Genomic DNA, 17,127 nt, shown 5'->3' with positions numbered 1-17,127 from the left:
TCGACTTAAATAAGAATGAAAGAATGCTTTTGTGTCTGTCTTTAGAGAGAATGCAGGAAAGGACGGCGAAACTTCATGCTTAAGAACCTGGTTTTAGGGGAGGCAGCACCCAGTACAACACTGGGAACAATCATCGTAGTGACCGGCGCCTTTTTGATTTTGATGCTCTTAATCAAAAAATTTGCGTGGGGTGCCATCACAGATGTACTGAAACAACGTGAAGATAAAATCGCAAATGATTTAGATTCCGCTGAGCAGTCACGTCTATCAGCGGCGCAAATGGAAAAAGAACGCCAGCAAAAACTGCTTGCTTCAAAATCAGAAGCAGCGGAAATCATAAAGAATGCCAAAGATAGCGGAGAAGAAAACCGCAAGAAAGCTTTAGCTGAAACGACTGAAGAGGTAACCCGGCTGAAGGAAAAAGCAGTCAGTGATATCGCTCAGGAACATGATAAAGCAATGGCAGCAGTGAAAGAGGATGTGGCAGCCTTGTCCATCCAGATTGCAGGGAAAATCCTTAATAAGGAATTAACAACAGAGGCGCATGAGTCGCTGATTGATTCTTATATTGATGGATTAGGTAAAATTGATGAAACTAGATAAATATATGGTTGGTAAACGCTACGGCAAAGCTTTGTTTGAGCTGGCGCTGGAGAAGCAGGAAGCCGCTGATGTTTATCAACAGCTGTTAAAGCTGCGGGAGGTCTATCATCTGGTTCCGGGGATTGGCGATATTCTAAGCGATGCTCGATTGGAGCCATATGAAAAAGATGAAATTATGGATCAATTGATTAAAGGCTTTTCAGGTACGGTGGAAAATTTTCTCCATGTAGTACATAGCTACAGCCGGATGAGTGAAATGCTGTTAATGATTGATGAATATGAAAGAAGATATGACGATCTGCAAAGTTTGGTCTTGGGCACGGTTGTGACCGCTGTGCCGCTGACGAAAGAGCAGCATCAGCAGATTGAAGCAAAAGCAGCAGGATTGTTGGGATACGAAAAAGCCAATTTTATTAACCTGATTGAACCTAAAATTTTAGGCGGGGCAGTAATTGAAGCAAATCACAAGGTGATTGACGGAAGTATCAAAAAACAGTTGAAGAATATAGAAGAACGATTGTTGAGATAGACTTTAGTAGAATAAAGAGGTGACGCAAATGTCCATCAAAGCAGAAGAAATCAGTGCTTTAATTAAAGAACAAATCGAGCATTATCAGCAGGAACTAGCTGTTGAGGAAGTGGGAACTGTAACCTATGTAGGGGATGGGATCGCCCGCGCCCATGGTCTGGAAAATGCAATGAGCGGAGAGCTGTTGGAATTCTCCAACGGCGCTTACGGAATGGCGCAGAATTTGGAATCAAACGATGTTGGTATTATTATTTTAGGTGATTTTGAATCCATCCGTGAAGGGGACAAAATCAAGCGTACAGGAAAAATAATGGAAGTGCCTGTAGGAGAAGCTTTGATCGGCCGTGTTGTAAACCCGCTGGGACAACCCGTTGACGGTCTTGGTGAAATTAAAACAGATAAAAAACGTCCCGTTGAGGCTGCTGCGCCAGGCGTTATGCAGCGTAAATCAGTAAATGAGCCGATGCAGACAGGTCTGAAAGCGATTGATGCATTAGTACCAATTGGAAGAGGACAGCGTGAATTGATTATTGGTGACCGTAAAACGGGTAAAACATCAATCGCAATCGACACAATTATCAACCAAAAGGGTCAAGATGTTATCTGTATCTATGTTGCTATCGGGCAAAAAGAATCAACTGTTCGGACACAGGTAGAAACACTACGTAAATTTGGTGCATTGGATTATACAATCGTTGTAACTGCAAGTGCTTCTCAACCAGCGCCAATGCTTTACATTGCTCCTTATGCTGGAGCGGCAATGGGTGAAGAATTTATGTACAACGGAAAACATGTACTGATCATTTACGATGACTTGTCCAAACAAGCGGTAGCTTACCGGGAACTTTCATTGCTTTTACGTAGACCGCCAGGTCGGGAAGCATATCCCGGCGATGTTTTCTATCTGCATTCTCGTCTGTTGGAAAGAGCAGCTAAGCTAAGTGATGAAATGGGCGGCGGTTCAATGACAGCTTTGCCGTTTGTTGAAACACAAGCTGGTGATATTTCTGCTTATATTCCAACAAACGTGATTTCCATCACAGATGGTCAAATTTTCCTTGAAAATGATTTATTCTACTCAGGAATCCGTCCGGCGGTAGACGCTGGGTTGTCAGTATCACGTGTTGGGGGCTCTGCCCAAATTAAAGCTATGAAGAAGGTTGCCGGAACACTTCGTCTGGACTTGGCAAGTTATCGGGAACTGGAAGCATTTACTCAGTTTGGCTCTGATTTGGATGCAGCCACACAGGCAAAACTAAACCGCGGACGACGTACAGTTGAAATACTAAAACAAAAACTGCACATGCCGCTGCCGGTAGAAAAACAAGTAGTCATTTTATTTGCACTGACTCGAGGACTGCTGGATAGCATCAGTGTTGACCGCATTCTCGATTTTGAAGAAGAACTGTTTGACTATATTGAAGGCAAGCATGCTGATATTTTTGAAACGATTCGGACTACGAAGGATTTGCCGGATGAAGAAATGTTGAAAACAGTAATTGATGAATTTAAAGAAGTATTTAATGCATCGGCTAATTCAGAGAAATCTGCTGTTGATGACTTGAAGGAAAAAATGTCTAAAGCTTAGAGAGGTGAATGGAAATGGGTGCTTCATTGAATGAAATAAAGCAGCGGATTGCTTCAACTAAAAAGACGAGTCAGATTACGAAAGCAATGCAGATGGTATCTGCAGCGAAACTGACAAAGTCAGAAGCTGCTTCAAAGAATTTTCAGGAATACGCGGCGAAAATCCGTTCGATTGTAACTCACCTTGTTGCCTCTCAGCTGAATGATCTGGAAGAACTAAGTGATGATCCCAGCTATCCTGAGTTGAATGAATTTCATGCGATGCTGGCCAGCAGACCTGTGAAGCGAACAGGATACATTGTGATAACTTCAGATAAAGGCTTGGTTGGCGGCTACAACAGCTCCATTTTGAAGCAAACGATGACTATGCTGCAGGATGATCATGACAATCAAGACGAGTATGTGTTAATTGCAATCGGAGGAGTAGGAGCAGACTTTTTTAAAACGAGAGGCTTTAATATTGCCTACGAGTTAAGAGGTCTGACTGATCAGCCTTCTTTTGACGAAGTACGGAAAATCGTTTCTGCAGCAACATCAATGTATGACAGTGAAGTCTTTGACGAATTATATGTTTGTTACAACCACCATATCAATTCATTGACAAGCCAGTTTCGAGTAGAAAAAATGCTGCCGATTTCTGATTTGGATCCGGATGAAGATGCTTCTTATGAACAGGAGTATATTTTAGAGCCTTCAAAAGAAGCCATCTTGGATCATTTACTGCCTCAATATGCGGATAGTCTGATTTACGGAGCGATTATTGATGCGAAAACTGCTGAACATGCAGCAGGGATGACAGCAATGAAGACTGCGACCGACAACGCTCAGACCATTATTGGAGATTTAACGATTTCTTATAACCGTGCCCGTCAAGGAGCGATTACGCAGGAAATCACAGAGATTGTAGCTGGAGCTGCTGCGTTAGAATAAATCCAGTTTTGTATTCAATGATTGAAGATAGACTGTGAAACTTAGTAAGACTGGAGGAAGAAACATGAGTTCAGGTAAAATTATTGAAGTAATCGGCCCAGTTGTTGATGTTGAGTTTTCTTTAGATCAGCCGCTGCCTGATATAAATAATGCATTAGTCGTGTATAAAAATGGCGAAAACAAACAGAAAGTTGTGCTTGAAGTAGCCTTGGAGCTTGGGGATGGAGTTATTCGCTCTATCGCAATGGAATCAACAGATGGTCTCCAAAGAGGAATGGAAGTTATCGATACAGGAAAACCCATTTCCGTACCGGTTGGGAAAGAAACCTTAGGACGGGTTTTCAACGTTTTAGGAGATACGATTGATTTGGAAGCACCGTTTCCAGAGGACGCTGCCCGCAGCGGTATCCATAAAAAAGCACCAACCTTTGATGAGTTAAGCACGAGCACTGAAATTCTTGAAACAGGAATTAAGGTTATCGATTTACTTGCTCCTTACTTAAAAGGCGGAAAAGTTGGCCTATTTGGGGGTGCTGGTGTTGGTAAAACGGTTTTAATTCAAGAACTTATTCATAATATCGCTCAGGAGCATGGCGGAATTTCCGTATTTACTGGTGTTGGAGAACGTACCCGTGAAGGGAACGACCTTTATTATGAAATGAAGGACTCTGGTGTTATTGAAAAAACAGCTATGGTGTTTGGTCAGATGAATGAGCCGCCAGGCGCCCGTATGCGCGTTGCATTAACAGGATTGACAATTGCAGAGCATTTCCGTGATGTTGAAGGACAGGACGTTCTGTTATTTATTGATAATATTTTCCGCTTTACTCAAGCAGGTTCGGAAGTATCCGCTTTGCTTGGACGTATGCCTTCTGCCGTGGGCTATCAGCCGACCTTAGCAACAGAAATGGGTCAGCTGCAGGAACGGATTACATCCACTAAGAAAGGGTCTATTACATCTATTCAGGCAATCTATGTACCAGCCGATGACTACACTGACCCGGCACCGGCAACTGCTTTCGCCCATTTGGATGCAACAACCAATTTGGAACGTCGTTTGACTGAACAGGGAATTTATCCCGCGGTTGATCCGCTGGCTTCTTCGTCAAGTGCTTTGGCTCCTGAGATTGTTGGAGAAGAGCATTACGAAGTTGCTACTGAGGTACAGCACGTACTACAGCGTTACCGTGAACTGCAGGACATCATTGCTATACTCGGTATGGATGAGCTTTCCGACAAAGAGAAGGTTCTGGTCGGCAGAGCACGCCGGATTCAGTTCTTCCTTTCTCAGAACTTCCACGTGGCAGAACAGTTTACTGGTCAGCCTGGTTCCTATGTGCCTGTTTCTGAAACTGTAAAAGGTTTTAAAGATATTCTTGAAGGAAAATATGATGATTTACCTGAAGAAGCGTTTAGAAGTGTTGGACGAATCGAAGAGGTCATCGAAAAATCGAAAACATTGAACTACTAGGAGGTCTGCATAATGGAAGAGGCATTAACTGTTAATGTAATGACCCCGGACGGTCTGGTTTACGATCACCGTGCAACGATTGTTGTTGCCAGAACAACAGACGGTGAAATCGGAATCTTGCCGAAGCATGCACCGATTATCGTCCCTCTGGCGATTGACGAGGTTCGGGTGAAGCGGACAGATGCAGACACCCATGTGGATTGGATTGCGGTGAACGGCGGAATTATGGAGGTACGTGATAACGTAGTTTCGATTATTGCCGATAGTGCAGAAAGAGAACGGGACATTGACGTATCCAGAGCCGAACGTGCAAAACTGCGCGCAGAGAAAATGATTCAGGAAGCAAAAGAAAAAGACAACATTGATGAACTGAAACGTGCGAATGTAGCGCTTCACCGAGCAATCAACCGCATCAATGTGTCGAAACATCACTAATTAGTAAAATGCGGTAAACCGGGTGATAAAGAGTGATTTAGACTCTGCATGTACTTCTCTTTTCAACAGCTTAATAAGTTGTTGAAAAGGAGGGCAGTCACCCGGTTTTTATTTGTACATAGAAAAATTAAGTTTTCAGCAAAAATTGATAGTAAAAATCTTAAGAATTGCTGAATCGAGTGTTTTTTGATTTAAAATAAAATACGCGAAACTATAAAATAAACACTATTTTTATAAATTTTGTTTGTTTTGTGATAAACTATTAGATAAATCCTGCGAATTGCTTTATTGCCAAACTATTTATGCAGCATAAGCGAGTGAGATTAAACAGCTTTTATTTTTGTAGGATTTGAATTTTAAGTAAGTTTTTATTCTCTCTGAATGTTTATTTTTAGAAGGAATAATAAAAGGAGTTAAACATGGAGTTTTACGGAGTAGATGCATTGATTCGAATTATTTCCCATGTACTATTTATCTATCTGAGTTTTTGGACAGTGCAGGCGGTCAGAATCGATCAGTTTTTCAAGCAGCAGCATGTCCGGCAGATAAGGGTGTTATTAATCTTATTTTCAGTTGTAATAGGCTATACTGCGAGCTCTTTTTTTCTGGAATTCATCGCGTTATGCCGTAATATTTTTATGTCATTCTTATCTTGAATAAGTAAAATAAGAAGAAAATGTACAAATTTGCAAAGAATAGTGTTATAATGAGGAAGATTTTGGGTAGGAAGAACCTATTCTTATTTTTGGAGGGAACGAAATGGAACAGATCGTTGTTCATGGCGGTAACCAATTAAAAGGTAATGTAAAAATCGAAGGGGCAAAAAATGCAGTTTTGCCTATTCTTGCAGCAACACTCTTAGCAGAAGAAGGAACCACTAAAATTAAAAATGTGCCGATTCTTTCAGATGTTTTTACAATGAATAAGGTAATTGAACACTTAAACGTAGACATAAACTTTAACCAAGAACAAAACGAAGTATATATTGATGCGACAAAACCGCTGGGAATTGAAGCAGACTATGAATTTGTTGGACAAATGAGAGCTTCTATTGTTGTGATGGGGCCATTATTAGCCCGCAATGGTCATGCTAAAGTAGCTATGCCGGGCGGATGTGCAATCGGCAAGCGGCCGATAGACCTTCATCTAAAAGGATTTCAGGCATTAGGTGCTAAGATTGTTCAGAAAAATGGCTATATCGAAGCTTTTGCTGATGAATTAAAAGGAAATACAATTTATCTTGATTTTCCTAGTGTAGGTGCTACACAAAACATTATGATGGCTGCTGTCCGTGCAAAAGGCACAACAGTTATTGAAAATGTGGCAAGAGAACCTGAAATCGTTGATTTAGCTAACGTATTGAATAAAATGGGCGCACATGTTTATGGCGCCGGAACTGAAATGATGCGTATTGAAGGTGTAGACAAGCTGCACGGCGTAGAACACTCTGTTGTTCAGGACCGTATCGAAGCAGGTACTTTCATGGTTGCAGCAGCAATGACTGAAGGTAATGTTATGATTGAAGAAGCAATTATTGAGCATAATCGTCCGTTGATTTCTAAATTGACTGAAATGGGTGCAATTGTTCGTGAAGAAGAAGACGGCATCCGAGTTATCGGTCCGAAAGAAATAAAACCGACAGACATCAAAACATTGCCTCATCCAGGCTTCCCGACAGATATGCAGGCACAAGTAACTGCTATGCAGGTGTTGGCAAAAGGATCGAGCGTAGTGACTGAGACTGTCTTTGAAAATCGCTTCCAGCATTTGGAAGAAATGATGCATATGAATGCAGATGTACAGATTGACGGCAACGTGGCAATCATCAATGGCGGTAGAAAGCTTCAAGGAGCTGCCGTCAATGCAACCGATTTGAGAGCGGCGGCAGCGTTAATTCTTTTGGGATTACGTGCTGACGGAATTACCCGCGTTTCTCATCTGGAGTATTTAGACAGAGGATATTATGAATTCCACAAAAAGCTTCAAAAGCTTGGTGCAAAAGTGGAACGAGTGAATGGAGAGACTGCTGAAGTCAAAGAAGCATCAGTAGTTCGTTAAAAAGGAGTAGTTATTTATGAGTTCGACACGTTATATCATAGTCACTTTATTGAAAATACTAGTGGTGATTTCACTTGTCGTCATTCTATTTGTTACCGGCACGATGATTGGTTACGGTATTGTGGGCGGCGGCGATCCGAAAGATGTTTTTAATAAGGAAGTATGGACTCATATCTTTGATTTTCTGAAATAATTCAAAGCCGGGAAAGAGGCAACTCTTTCCCGGCTTTTTAGTTTTTATTTGTTTGAAGCTTTAGAAACGGATGCCCTTTTTAAAGGGAAATACACAAAGAAAAAATGGTTTCTATGTTATAATTAAAGGAGTCTATTAAAGAATAGTCTGCGACTTATAAAGTATTAAAGTTTAAGCTGTGAGTAATAGGATGCTCGGAGTATTGCTTATAGAAAAATACCTTATTTTTTATAAAGAAATCCTATAACACAGCATTTGATTCTAAATTTTTTTCTAAATCTTCTGAAAATCGAAGAAGAATATGATAGAAGGCATTAGAATTAAACTACACATATAAACACTAAAGGGAGAGAGTATTGATGAAATCGATTGTAACTGCGATAGGCGATCACGCACTTGATGGGAAGGAACCAATGATCATTCTTTTCGGAGAAGGAGCTACAGAGAATCTTAGAGAGTATTCTGTAATCCAGAAATTTGAAGAACAGCAGGAGCTGGCAATAAAAAAAGGAAATCAACTGAAAATTGATGAGCTTGTTTATACTGTTGAGCATGTGGGCTCTTTTGCCAATGCAAACCTCAACAGCATATCACACGTAACACTAATTTTTGACAGCGTTCCTGCGGAAGATGCAGTGGTAAACGGCATCTATCTATCGCCAAATAAATTTCCGGAAATCAATGTAGGTTCCATCATTGAATACATGAGCTGAAGGGAGTGGTTGAATGTCAAATGATCAAAAAGAAAAATCAGAAAGCCGCTTATCTTGGTTTTGGCGCTGGTTTTTAAATAATCAGGTTGTTACGGCATTACTGATTGTACTACTAGTTCTATTAATTATTTTTGTTTTCACCAAGGTATCTCATTTATTTACGCCAGTCTGGCAGTTTATTGGTGTAGTGGGGCTGCCGATTATTATGGCGGGAATCTTCTATTATTTGTTGAATCCTATTGTAGATTTTCTTGAAAAGAAAAAAGTTCCGAGAGCTTGGAGTATTATTGGCTTATTTGTAATTGTAGTTGCATTAATCGTTTGGGGAATCGTTGTGATTGTGCCTGAGATTCGCAGTCAGATACTTAGCTTTGGCAATAATTTTCCTAAGTATGTTGAAACAATAGATAGTAAAACACAGGAAATTCTCAGTGATCCGTTGTTTGGGCAGCTGCGGGAACCTCTGGAAGATATGGGCGAGCGTTTGACTAGCTCTTTGGGAGAAATTATTAAGAACTTATCCACATCCACTGTTCAAGGTCTGGGCAGCTTCTTTGGGGCAGTAGCATCGATTGTTGTAGCTGTGATAACGATGCCGTTTATCCTGTTCTACTTGTTAAAAGATGGAAAAAGACTAGCACCGTTCTATATCAAGTTTTTACCGAATAAAATGCGTCAGCCAACATTGCAGGTTTTATCTGAAATGAATGCACAGGTGTCTTCTTATATCAGAGGACAGCTGACTGTAGCCTTTGCAGTAGCTGTAATGTTCATTATTGGTTTTTCTATTATCGGACTAGATTATTCTGTTACTTTAGGCATTATCGCCGGTTTCTTGAATTTGATTCCTTATCTAGGGTCATTTCTGGCAATGGTTCCTGCTGTTTTTCTAGGAATTGTCGGCGGACCGGTCCTCTTAATTCAGGTATTGATTGTCTTTATTATTGAGCAAACCATTGAAGGACGTGTCGTATCACCTCTAGTACTGGGAAGTCAGCTGGATGTTCATCCGGTGACGATTTTGCTGGTGTTGTTAACTTCCGGAAAATTATTTGGAATCGCTGGTGTAATACTGGGGATTCCTATCTACGCCGCTGCAAAAGTAGTGATTACAAATATTTTTGAATGGTATAAAGAGGTTTCTACTTTATATTACGATGAAGATGACGAAAAAGTTGATAATGAAACATAAAAAAGTGCTGCAGCGACTGTCATTTCGACAGCCGCTGCAGCACTTAATTGCTTTTTTAGAAGCTTTTACCTAAGTCTTCTGCTTTTTTCAAGGCTTCATTCATTAGTTCTTCGGAACGTTCTGGTGCATAATCGATTCCTTCGATAAACAGCTGTTGAACATCTTCAATACCGATAAAGTTAAGAATACCTTTTACGTATTGTGAAGAGAAATCGTTTCCGCCGTATACACCGCCGTTAGACTGGATATGAAGTACGCTTTTTCCTTCAGCAAGGCCTTTAGGACCTTCTTCTGTATATTTGAATGTTTTGCCTGCAACGTTAATTGTATCAATCCATGCTTTTAGACGGGTTGGTACATTCAAGTTCCAAAGTGCATTAGCAATAACAACTTTATCTGAATTGATAAACTGTTCTGTTAAATCGTTAAAGCGAGAAATTTTCTCCTGTTGTGAAGCATTCAAGCTAGTAAATTCAGAACCGGCTCTTAAGGCATTCCATCCAGATAATAGCTCTTCATCAATTTCTGGAACAGTGTCTGCATAGACATCCAGAATTTCGATTTGATCATCAGCGTTAACTGATTTATAACTTTCTAAAAATGAGTCCAAAGCCCGCACTGAGCGTGATTCTTCCTTAGTAAGTGGGTGTGCCTTAACAACTAATAATTTTGACATGTGTGTTTTCTCCTTTTCATTGTGATTCCACTACTGATAATTTGGTGCAGCAGAAATAGTTTTATGATTATTTTAGGATGCATCCGAAAACTTAAATAAAATTCAATTTATTCAGACAAAATCCATTATTAAACATTATCATTTTACTAATAAAAAGTAAGGGAAGCAATATATTTGCTTATAAGAAAATTTTTGGTAATGATTTCTAAACAGTTGGAAGAAGTGAAAGGTTTGATATTGCTGAAAAATCAAGCTATGATAGTAAAAAGAAAGAGTATGCTGCATGAATAACGACAATCCTAGAATTAGCTGAACTATATATTAGAAAGGAGAGACCTGTATGGAAGTGGAAAAAATAAATCATCCTCTGTATATCATTATGGGTCCAAGCGGATCAGGAAAAACAAAAATAACTGAGCTGGCCTTTCCCAAAGAAAGTAAAATTGTTTCCTATACCACTAGAAAAAAGCGTAAAGGAGAGCAGGAGGGACTGGATTATTATTTTGTCGATAGGGAGCAGTTTGAAGAACTAATAAATACAGGTAAGCTGATTGAATATGATGAGTATGACGGACATTATTATGGAATTGGGGTAGAAGAGATTGTTAGGAAAACTCGTAGTCGTAGTGCCTACAATGCCTTGACCATCAAAGGCTTTCGGACTCTGGCTGCCCGTTTTGGCAATCAGGTAGTTCCAATTTTTTTAGATGTCAGCAGGGAAAATAGTCAAAAACGCCTAAAACTGCGTAAAGACGACAAGCTTTCTCAAGAGAAACGACTGGCAATATTTGAGCAGGATCAGCAGATTAAAGAGCAGCTGCAGCAGTATAAAAATCTCCACGTAATTGATGGAAATCAGCCGCTGGAAAAAGTGGTTGAAGAGCTGAAGCGGATCATTGAATAATGGGTTTTAAGGAATGACTATGGTGTGGGACAAATTAAGAAATTTCTGCTTATACATTACAAGGGACGAACGGATATTTATCAGTACTTGTTTGATTCTCAAAGTATACCTCTTCTGTTTCAATTTGATTCCTTCATAAAATCAATAAAACTGAGGAAATAAAGCAAAACAAGTGAGGAAAATCTTACTATACTTGTTTTGTTTTATTTTGTATAATTTACATTAAATATCATTTGTTATTTTAAAATAAAATATTTTTTATGAAAAAATCATGTATTTAATACATAAAACAAATAATTGGTCTAGTTGCTTGGAAAGTCTGAATCGTCGGGCTTAATTAGTTGCTCAATTCAGGACAAGTGATACAATAGTAGTGAATTGTTAGTGTGATAGGGAGGAAAATGTATGGGGACTTTTCAATTAGCAGAGGACGCCTCTTTGAATACAATTGCATTCAAAATCAATAGTAATCATGAAATGGTCAGCTTCTATAAAGATGTATTAGGGTTTACCCTGAAAAATGAAGAAAATGGACTGTCAATATTTGATATCAATAAAGATAAAAAACAGCAACTGATTTTAGAGGAAACAGATGCAATGGATCTTTCAGAAAAAGCTGAAGCTTCACTCGTGCACTATTCTGTTCAGATGGGTTCTGAATCAGAGTTTACCGCAGCCCTCCAACATTTTTCCAGCCAGGATATTTCCACAGAAGAACTCTCAAAAAATAAAAAGTTAAACGGCGTTCGTTTGGTTGATCCAGAAAAAAATGAAATTGAATTTCTTTATCCAAACAAAGCGCACGATGGCCAGAATGGTGAAACTGTTGGTAGTGGACTTGTAAAAATTTCGTTGAATACTGCAAATAAAGAGCAGAGTCAAACCTTTTATGAGAATATCTTCGGTATGAAAAAGCTTGCTGAAGACTTGCTGACGTTTAACAATCAGAAGGTTGTTTTTCAGCTGGTAGAAGAAAAGGATTATGACAATTTAGGCTGGAGTTTTTTTGTCGTTGATTTGAAAACTTCGGAAGAAATTGAGCGGCTTAGTGAACACTTGAAAACAATGAAACAGGACTTTTTTGTGGATAATAAACGGTCGATTCTGACTGTTTTTGACGTAAATGGTATCGAATGGTGGTTTGTCCGCGAATAAGCTGGATATGGAGAATAAGATGATGTATGAACAGACAAAAAACTGTATTAACAGTTTCCTGAAAGAGGGCGTATTTCCAGGTGTTTCCTACAGCTTTATACGCAATGGCAGTATAGAGTCTCAAACACTTGGATTTGCACGGCTCCTTCCTGAAAAAGAAAAGCTAACAACAGATCATCTGTTTGATGTTGCCTCCTTAACAAAGGTGATTTGTACCACAACTGTTATTTTGCAGTTGCTAGAGGAAAAGCTTATTGCACTGGATCAGCCGCTTAAAATGTATTACCCGGTATTTACGGATGACAAGATAACGATTCGACACTTGCTTACACATACTAGTGATATTCATACGTACATAAAAAATCGGGATTCATTATCGCAAAAAGAGCTAATCGAGGCCTACAATAACGTGGAATCTGGGAGTAAGCTTGGGAAAGAAGTAAAGTATACAGATGTAGGAACTATTCTGCTAGGCTTGATGCTGGAACATTTACTAAAAAAAACTGCCGTGGAGTTATTTGAGGAGCGAGTACTTAGACCACTGCAAATGACAAGCAGCTGTTTTCTTCCTGCGGCTTCTGTAAAAACCGTAGCTACAGAAGATCATCCTGTCAGAGGAATAATTCAAGGAGCGACGCATGATCCCAAAGCCTTTGTATTGTCAGAGCATGCGGGAAATGCCGGCTTGTTTACAAATTTATCAGATTTGCTGAGTTTTGCTGAAATGTACTTAAATGATGGTAGCTATAACGGAAAAACGTTTTTGAAAAAAGAAACGATTCAAGGATTGTTAAAAGACTATACACTTGCAGCTACAGGTGAGCGTTCTTTGGGCTGGGATTTGAAAGAAGGATTGAACGGCGAGCGTTTTCTTTTTCATACAGGTTACACTGGAACATTTTTATTATTAGATATTTTGCACAAAGAGGCTTTTCTTTTTTTATCTAACCGGGTTCATCCTGCAGACAACCGTCAGGCTTATATTGAAAAAAGAGATGAGCTACTGCAGATTTATCTGGAAGAAAAAGCGAGAATGAGTTAAAATTAGCAGATAATGACTATACATTAACTATTAGAAAAGTTGCGGAGGAGTAAGTGATCATGAATCAACCTTTATTTCTAAAACCTGTTTTTCAAGAGAAGATTTGGGGCGGCAATCGTCTTCATACAGTGTTTGGCTTTGATTTACCTAACGACAAAATTGGTGAAGACTGGGCAATCAGTGCACATCCTCATGGCGTTGGCACGGTTATCAATGGCGAGTTCGCCGGTAAAAAACTGGATGAACTATGGCAGGAACATCGTGAACTCTTTGGAAATGCTTCTGGAGATGTTTTTCCTCTACTAATTAAGATTTTGGATGCAGAAGATGATTTATCTGTTCAGGTTCATCCAGATGATGCGTATGGTTTAAAACATGAAGGAGAACTAGGAAAAACTGAATGCTGGTATATCATTGATGCCGAGCCGGGAGCTTCAATTATTTATGGACATCATGCAAAGACCAGAGAAGAATTAGCTGAGATGATTCATGAAGGAAAATGGGATGACCTCTTAAAGAAGGTTCCTGTTAAAAAAGGTGATTTTTTCTATGTACCAAGCGGTACGATTCATGCAATTGGTAAAGGGATTATGATTCTGGAAACACAGCAGAGCAGCGATACAACTTATAGAGTATATGATTATGACAGAAAAGATGATAAGGGACAGCCCAGAGAGCTTCACTTGGAACAGTCAATAGATGTGACCACTGTACCGGCGAAAGAGCCTGCACTGCAGATTCAACAGCAAAACCAAGGGCAGTCAAGTTTAGTGACTTACTTGAAAACCGAGTTCTTTAACGTCTACGAATGGCTGGTTAAAGGATCGCTAAAGCTGAAAAAGGGTGCACCTTATACTTTGGCAACTGTCATTAACGGTGAGGGCAGATTAGTTATTGAACAGGCTAATCCTGAGCAGAATACAACGTATGAGTTGAAGATGGGAGACAGCTTCATTCTTCCTGACGGTGTCGAAAGATGGCGTGTTGAAGGCGAGCTGACAATCATTGCTTCTGAGCCAGGCGTATAAAATCTGATTAGAAAAAAATAAAGAGTTCCCGTAGTTAGTAAAAACTGCGGGACTCTTTTTAAATAGACAGAATCGCACATTATACAAAGATAAGTAAGCCGGAAGAAGCGTAGAGAGGAAGGCTGAAATGACAAGTGAGAGAAAGTAGTGCGCCAGCTTCGATTTGTTTTAGATTATGTCACTCGTGTTACAACGAAAATAAGCTAGTTCATCATGCTTCAGACCAATAAAATAGGCAGTGACTCCCTTTGTTATAGCTCTCTTTCCCGCAAAATAACCGAGCTCAGCCCGGAAGTCTTGATGGAGATTTTTACACCATTGGTTCAACCTGTGAATCGGCAAAGAGCTGTTAATTCTCCATTCGTTTATTAAAGTATTGATAAAAACAGCGAAGGGGATATAGTTATGTCCTCTCGCTGTTTCGTTTATTTTTTACGATTACTAGTAGCCTCATGAGTAAAGTAAATCCCTACGATGCCAAGTCGGTTGCTCGTTAAGCGGTTTGTATTCCCGCATCTTTTCCATACTTTCTTTCAAGGGCAGTATTAATGAGACGTAAACCAAGATTCTCATTTCTGGAAAGGATAGGTCCGTGAAAATATGAACCGTAGACATTTTTGTAGATAACTCCTTCGGAACCATCTTCGGCATTGTTTCCTTTGCCTTCAACAACCTTTCCTAAAGGGCGTTCCCCTTCCCCTAAGAATGTCCGCCCATTATGATTTTCAAATCCATAGTAAGTTTCGTTAAACTCCTCGTTATGAATAGTGATATCACCGATATATCGGTTGTTATCCTGACTAAGCGTGTAGTGATTCAAAGCACTGATGCCTTTGATTTTTTCACCATCTGCGCCAATGTAATAATGTCCCAGCAGCTGATAGCCGCCGCAGATAGCCAACATAACGCCATCATCTTCAATATAGCTGGTTAGCGTGTCTTTTTTTGTTTGAATATCCTGCGAAACAATAACCTGCTCAAAATCCTGCCCGCCGCCAAAAAAGACTAAATCATATTTTTCAGGATCAAACGGTTCATAAATACTGACTATCTCAGAAGTAAAGGCAATGCCGTTTTTCTCAGCAAGATATTTCAACATCAGCATATTGCCATTGTCGCCATACGTATTCAGCAGGTTACCGTAAAGGTGACAGACATGAAGTTCTTTAGACACTGTTCATTCCTCCTTGAATATAGCCTTGGACAGCAAGTGCTTTTCTAAGCTGCAGCACAGCTGTGTAAGTGGCTAAAATATACACATTTTCAGTCGGCAGTTCTTTAATAGCAGTAATGACTTTTTCCAAATCAGGAATCTCAGTAAGCTTTTCCTCAGGAATGCCAGCTACCTTTAAGCGCAGCGCCATATCTGTATGACGGTCACCGCCGGCAATCACTGCTGGAATATCCATCTCTGCAAAGGCTTCGTGATTTCCGTCCCAAATCCAGCTGACATCTATTCCGTCTGCGTAATTTGCATTTAACAAAGAAACCAAGGAGAAGGGATAGGGAGCTAAGCCAATCATATCAACAACCTGATTCAAGCCCACCGGATTTTTAACAAGTACCAGTGTACAGCGTTTATCACCAATTTGAATCACTTCCTGACGTCCAAACACTTTTTCATCGTAGCTTAATCCTGCTTTGATTTTTTCTTTATCCACACCATAATGTTCAGCCACTGCAGCAGCGGCTAAAGCGTTGTACACGTTATACATGCCGCCGACAGCTATGTCATAGGTTCCGCCGTCAATAACAAATTCAGCTGAGACATTGTCCATATGTATCATATCGGTTAGCTGAACGTCCAACTCTGGTCTATGGAAGTCACAGTTTGGACAGTAATAATTGCCTAAATTCGCGTAAGTAATCATTTTATAGTGTAAAATGTGATGACAATTAGGACATAATACGCCATCGGTATTGTAATGTGCCAGCTGTTCTTTATCAGGCAGATGGTTAAAGCCGTAGTATTTTCTTGGATTTACGGTATCCACTGAATTGAAGATTGGTGAATCACCATTGCAGAGAATCGTCGCTTCCGGTGAAGTTGCTGCTCCTTCAACAATCATTCGGTAAGTTGTATAGATTTCTCCATAGCGATCCATCTGATCACGGAAAATGTTGGTAAACAAAAACAATTTTGGTTTAATGTATTTCGTCACTTTACTTAGACTGGCTTCATCAATTTCCAGAACTGCAAATTTTTTCTGTCCTTTTTTAGCATTGGCAGAAAGAAACGTAGAAACAATTCCCTGAGCCATATTTGCTCCGGTAGGGTTTGTCAAAACATGATCAAACTCCTGTTTTAAAATATTAACGGTTAAGGCGGTTGTTAGAGTTTTTCCGTTGGTTCCAGTTACCACGACAATTTCGTAGTCTTTTGCCAATGTATCTAAAATATTAGGATCTATTTTTAATGCCAGTTGTCCCGGATAGCTGCTTCCGCCTTTAAAAAAAGTTTTTAATACCCATTGCGATGTTTTGCCGGCAGCAATCGCCACTTGACTTCTTAATCCCATAAAGTACCCTCCAATAGCTTTTTTCCATTTTTTCACGCTATATAAACCCTGTTCAAAACCCGTTATGTATACTACTGGAATTTATATATTGA

The 17,127-nt window shown here is 39.7% G+C and carries 18 protein-coding genes; 15 read left to right on the top strand and 3 right to left on the bottom strand.

The window, feature by feature from the left end; all coding sequences use genetic code 11:
- The first annotated feature begins 75 nt into the window (after positions 1-75).
- The 11 genes from atpF to AC1Z3K_RS01305 all read left to right on the top strand — a co-directional run bounded on the left by atpF (position 76) and on the right by AC1Z3K_RS01305 (position 9,711).
- A complete protein-coding gene (gene atpF / locus AC1Z3K_RS01355; protein WP_461731598.1) occupies positions 76-603 on the top strand; it encodes a F0F1 ATP synthase subunit B in 528 nt (175 codons plus the stop codon).
- Positions 590-1,132, top strand: a complete 543-nt coding sequence (gene atpH, locus AC1Z3K_RS01350) for an ATP synthase F1 subunit delta (protein ID WP_426082840.1) — start codon at positions 590-592, stop codon at positions 1,130-1,132. Before atpF ends, atpH begins: the two co-directional genes overlap by 14 nt.
- A gap of 28 nt (positions 1,133-1,160) precedes the next feature.
- Positions 1,161-2,720 (top strand): F0F1 ATP synthase subunit alpha, encoded by a 1,560-nt coding sequence (atpA, locus tag AC1Z3K_RS01345; RefSeq protein ID WP_461731597.1) that lies wholly within the window; start codon positions 1,161-1,163, stop codon positions 2,718-2,720.
- 14 nt (positions 2,721-2,734) lie between these two features.
- The gene (locus tag AC1Z3K_RS01340) at positions 2,735-3,649 is read left to right on the top strand and encodes a F0F1 ATP synthase subunit gamma (RefSeq protein ID WP_426082824.1); all 915 of its coding nucleotides are present in this window, start codon (positions 2,735-2,737) and stop codon (positions 3,647-3,649) included.
- Between the two features lie 64 nt (positions 3,650-3,713).
- Positions 3,714-5,120, top strand: coding sequence for a F0F1 ATP synthase subunit beta (gene atpD / locus AC1Z3K_RS01335; RefSeq protein WP_461731596.1), 1,407 nt, complete (start codon positions 3,714-3,716; stop codon positions 5,118-5,120).
- A gap of 12 nt (positions 5,121-5,132) precedes the next feature.
- A complete protein-coding gene (locus AC1Z3K_RS01330) occupies positions 5,133-5,555 on the top strand; it encodes a F0F1 ATP synthase subunit epsilon (protein ID WP_426082828.1) in 423 nt (140 codons plus the stop codon).
- A gap of 419 nt (positions 5,556-5,974) precedes the next feature.
- On the top strand, positions 5,975-6,211 hold the full coding sequence (locus AC1Z3K_RS01325; protein ID WP_426082830.1) for a DUF1146 family protein: 237 nt from the start codon (positions 5,975-5,977) through the stop codon (positions 6,209-6,211).
- 103 nt (positions 6,212-6,314) lie between these two features.
- Complete coding sequence (murA, locus tag AC1Z3K_RS01320) at positions 6,315-7,613, top strand: UDP-N-acetylglucosamine 1-carboxyvinyltransferase (RefSeq protein WP_426082832.1); 1,299 nt, start codon at positions 6,315-6,317, stop codon at positions 7,611-7,613.
- 16 nt (positions 7,614-7,629) lie between these two features.
- The gene (locus AC1Z3K_RS01315; RefSeq protein WP_426082833.1) at positions 7,630-7,806 is read left to right on the top strand and encodes a DNA-directed RNA polymerase subunit beta; all 177 of its coding nucleotides are present in this window, start codon (positions 7,630-7,632) and stop codon (positions 7,804-7,806) included.
- A gap of 359 nt (positions 7,807-8,165) precedes the next feature.
- Positions 8,166-8,519, top strand: a complete 354-nt coding sequence (locus tag AC1Z3K_RS01310) for a PTS glucitol/sorbitol transporter subunit IIA (RefSeq protein ID WP_426082835.1) — start codon at positions 8,166-8,168, stop codon at positions 8,517-8,519.
- Between the two features lie 13 nt (positions 8,520-8,532).
- A complete protein-coding gene (locus tag AC1Z3K_RS01305) occupies positions 8,533-9,711 on the top strand; it encodes an AI-2E family transporter (RefSeq protein ID WP_426082837.1) in 1,179 nt (392 codons plus the stop codon).
- Positions 9,712-9,766: 55 nt separating this feature from the next.
- Here the strand turns inward: AC1Z3K_RS01305 and AC1Z3K_RS01300 are convergent, their stop codons facing one another.
- Entirely contained in the window at positions 9,767-10,387 is a 621-nt protein-coding gene (locus AC1Z3K_RS01300; RefSeq protein WP_426082842.1) for an FMN-dependent NADH-azoreductase, read from the bottom strand.
- A gap of 340 nt (positions 10,388-10,727) precedes the next feature.
- Here AC1Z3K_RS01300 and AC1Z3K_RS01295 point away from each other — a divergent pair, with 340 nt between their 5' ends.
- The 4 genes from AC1Z3K_RS01295 (at position 10,728) to manA (ending at position 14,516) form a co-directional block, all read left to right on the top strand.
- The gene (locus tag AC1Z3K_RS01295) at positions 10,728-11,291 is read left to right on the top strand and encodes a guanylate kinase (RefSeq protein ID WP_426082843.1); all 564 of its coding nucleotides are present in this window, start codon (positions 10,728-10,730) and stop codon (positions 11,289-11,291) included.
- A gap of 405 nt (positions 11,292-11,696) precedes the next feature.
- Positions 11,697-12,446, top strand: a complete 750-nt coding sequence (locus AC1Z3K_RS01290) for a CppA N-terminal domain-containing protein (RefSeq protein ID WP_426082845.1) — start codon at positions 11,697-11,699, stop codon at positions 12,444-12,446.
- Between the two features lie 22 nt (positions 12,447-12,468).
- On the top strand, positions 12,469-13,488 hold the full coding sequence (locus AC1Z3K_RS01285) for a serine hydrolase domain-containing protein (RefSeq protein ID WP_426082847.1): 1,020 nt from the start codon (positions 12,469-12,471) through the stop codon (positions 13,486-13,488).
- A gap of 59 nt (positions 13,489-13,547) precedes the next feature.
- Positions 13,548-14,516 (top strand): mannose-6-phosphate isomerase, class I, encoded by a 969-nt coding sequence (gene manA / locus AC1Z3K_RS01280; RefSeq protein ID WP_426082849.1) that lies wholly within the window; start codon positions 13,548-13,550, stop codon positions 14,514-14,516.
- A gap of 493 nt (positions 14,517-15,009) precedes the next feature.
- Here manA and AC1Z3K_RS01275 read toward each other — a convergent pair whose 3' ends face one another.
- Positions 15,010-15,690 (bottom strand): type 1 glutamine amidotransferase, encoded by a 681-nt coding sequence (locus AC1Z3K_RS01275; RefSeq protein WP_461731595.1) that lies wholly within the window; start codon positions 15,688-15,690, stop codon positions 15,010-15,012.
- Positions 15,683-17,035 carry a DUF1727 domain-containing protein gene (locus AC1Z3K_RS01270; protein WP_426082852.1) on the bottom strand — a complete coding sequence of 451 codons (1,353 nt, stop codon included), beginning with the start codon at positions 17,033-17,035 and terminating at the stop codon, positions 15,683-15,685. Before AC1Z3K_RS01270 ends, AC1Z3K_RS01275 begins: the two co-directional genes overlap by 8 nt.
- Positions 17,036-17,127 lie beyond the last annotated feature (92 nt).

The sequence above is a fragment of the Enterococcus sp. LJL128 genome (genome assembly GCF_056924295.1).
The sequence above is the reverse complement of the archived record's forward strand: the minus strand, read 5'-3'. Positions and strand labels throughout refer to the sequence as shown.